Raw genomic sequence first — 1123 nt, 5'->3', positions numbered from 1 at the left:
GGGTTGAGTTGCCCTGATACCAGGCATACGCCAGCGCACCGGTCGCCACCGCCAGCGAGGTGGCCCCCACCATCGGCAGGGTGATCGCACCGGCAAGCCCCCTGAACATGGGGATCATCCCGCCGAAGGAGTCCTTCACCTGCCCCCCCTGTTGCAGCAGGATCAGCCACGGACTTTGCCCGCCTGCAAGCTGCGTGGCCACGTCGGTGAACTGTGCAGGCAGCATACGCATGGCGGCTTTATACTGCCCGACGGAAATCCCCGCTTTCTGTGCAGCCAGCGCCTGTCGGCTCAGCGACTGTTCAACGACTGCCGCTGTTTTTTTCGCATCACTTTCCGTACCAGAAAAATGACGCCTGACTCTGGCCATCTGCTCGTCAAATCTGGCCGCATCCAGACTCAAATCAACGACCAGATCGCCTACCGGTTCAGCCATACCGGACTCCTCCTGCGATCCCTTCTGATACTGTCATCAGCATTACGTCATCCTCCGTCATGTCCGCCACATCCGGGGAAGCGGGGATAACTTCATTCCCGTCCGGGCCAAAGCGGACACCTCCGGCAAGCCCTGCCGCTTTCTGCATCAGCACATCATCTTCAGGCTCTTCGTCAGCCTCGCGCCGGTTCAGCAGACTGAAATCCAGCGGATGCATATCCGGATCGCTGAAAAACAGGCTGAGCACGGTGTACGTCAGCCCGGAAAAGTGCATATCCAGCAGAACATCATGAAAATAATGGGTACTGTAAAAGCGGTGCCAGTCGGCATACTCCGTGGATGACATCCCGGCAAGCATGGCACGCCAGTCGGGTCGCCCCATCTCACGCGCCAGTTTCAGGGCAAAACTCAGCTCACCGTCGAACACTTTCCCGCAGAAACAGGCTCTGCGGGCCCGGCGTCCTCTGTCTGTTCAGGGGCATTATTCACCACAAACTCATACATACCAGACAGCCGGTACACCACGTTTTCAGCATGAGAAATTGCCTCCGTGGGCCAGGTGGTAAGCACTTCCTGCTCAATCTGTTTAACGGCTTCATTCATGGACGGCATCTGCGTCTTCTGCGGATGGTTATGCCACAGGGACATCGCCACCAGAAACGCGCCGGTTCTGATGGCGTCTTCCAC

Annotated in this window: 3 protein-coding genes; all 3 read right to left on the bottom strand. The window is 58.1% G+C overall.

Features of this window, described 5'->3' with window-relative positions:
* On the bottom strand, positions 1-436 hold a 436-nt coding region (locus tag J5M57_RS27845; RefSeq protein WP_042054039.1), incomplete at its 3' end, for a phage tail length tape measure family protein.
* Entirely contained in the window at positions 429-863 is a 435-nt protein-coding gene (locus J5M57_RS27840) for a phage tail assembly protein T (RefSeq protein ID WP_000459457.1), read from the bottom strand. The genes J5M57_RS27840 and J5M57_RS27845, both read right to left, overlap by 8 nt.
* A partial coding sequence (locus J5M57_RS27835) for a phage minor tail protein G (protein WP_207872057.1) occupies positions 845-1123 on the bottom strand: 279 nt, incomplete at its 5' end. The genes J5M57_RS27840 and J5M57_RS27835, both read right to left, overlap by 19 nt.

Source organism: Pseudomonas sp. 86_A, from assembly GCF_017491705.1.
GTDB classification, from domain to species: domain Bacteria; phylum Pseudomonadota; class Gammaproteobacteria; order Pseudomonadales; family Pseudomonadaceae; genus Aquipseudomonas; species Aquipseudomonas koreensis.
Note: the sequence above shows the minus strand (reverse complement) of the source record. Positions and strands in the feature narration are given on the sequence as shown.